Source organism: Mesorhizobium sp. M1295 (genome assembly GCF_040318135.1).
Lineage (GTDB): Bacteria > Pseudomonadota > Alphaproteobacteria > Rhizobiales > Rhizobiaceae > Mesorhizobium.
Genome location: NZ_JAMYLU010000075.1, coordinates 1 through 1,175, shown reverse-complemented (window position 1 = coordinate 1,175; position 1,175 = coordinate 1). Strand labels below are relative to the sequence as shown.

General features: G+C 59.8%; 2 protein-coding genes. One reads left to right on the top strand and one right to left on the bottom strand.

Annotation, left to right across the window (positions count from 1 at the left end):
* Positions 1-197 (top strand): GMC oxidoreductase (locus NKH29_RS32540; protein WP_353001429.1); only part of this gene is annotated, 197 nt, incomplete at its 5' end.
* Positions 198-696: 499 nt separating this feature from the next.
* On the opposite strand, the gene NKH29_RS32535 is transcribed toward NKH29_RS32540, so the two are convergent.
* The coding region (locus NKH29_RS32535) for a transposase (RefSeq protein ID WP_353001428.1) at positions 697-1,175 on the bottom strand (479 nt) is incomplete at its 5' end.

Below are 1,175 nucleotides of genomic sequence, written 5' to 3'. Positions count from 1 at the left end.
CAACCTGCAGAATGGGCTCTGCTCAGGATCCGACCAGCGTGACGGATCCGTCAGGCCGCGTACATGGACTATCGGGTTTAAGAGTAGCCGATGCATCTGTAATGCCATTCTGCCCGCGAGCAAATACGAATATTCCTACGATTATGGTGGCCGAAAAGATGTCTGACGCCTTACTGCATGACCGGGAGCAGGAATAAAGGTGCGGTTGTCGGGCAAATCTGGAACCGGAGCAGATTGCTTTTCGCGCGAACATGACAACACGATGCTGATGGTCGGCAGTCATGATCGAGGGGGTACGTCGGGGCCGAGCAGCGCAGGTGTCTTGAAACAGCCGACGATCCAAAATACACGAGCCTGGCGCGGTCCTGACTTGGCGCGCGATGCTGATGAACGTGATGTCGTCTTTCCGCTCGCCTCGTGCCAGCCCCGCGGCAGGGATGAGGCCGGCTACACTCGATTAAAGGGTCCTTTTGTGATGGAAAAGGGCTCAGTTTGAGCTGTACGCTAATCGCCACGTCGTCAACATCACCACACCCTTCCCGCTGACTCCCTGGTCCCAGGCGGCGAGCTGACGTCGCGCCTGAAACCTGTAGTTGTGTGCGTCAAGTTCTGCAAAATGGCGTGGCATTGCGGTGACGTCGGCGTGTCCGCCGCGCAGCCCCCGTGTTTAGCGGAGCGGCGGACACATGACGGTGCTCAGGCGGCCAAGGCCCTCAGGCTCTCCTTCTTGTGCTCGCGCAGATGATCCATGTTGAGGTAGCGGGTCGCCTCGAGCCAGTTCTCGTGGATCTCGACCGCCAGCGCCCGAACCAGCCGCAGACAGCTCCGCGGGTTGGGGAAGATGCGAACGACCAGGGTGCGCCGCTTGATCTCCTGGTTCAGCCGCTCCAGCATGTTCGTCGACTTCATGTGCTTGTGGTGGGCAAGCGGCAGCCGATAGAAGCTCAGCGTCTCCTCGATGTTGTCTTCCACCCAGTTGACCAGCTTCGGGTATTTGGCCTGCCATTTGGCGATCCACTGCGCCAGGTCGCGTTTGACCTCGGCAAGGTCGCGCCGGTCGTAGAACCATCTGAGCTCCATCAGGCAATCGTCGTCGACCTTGCGCGGCACGTAGTCGAGCGCGTTTCTGAGGAAGTGCACGTAGCAGCGCTGCCAGACCGCTTCGGGCAGCACTT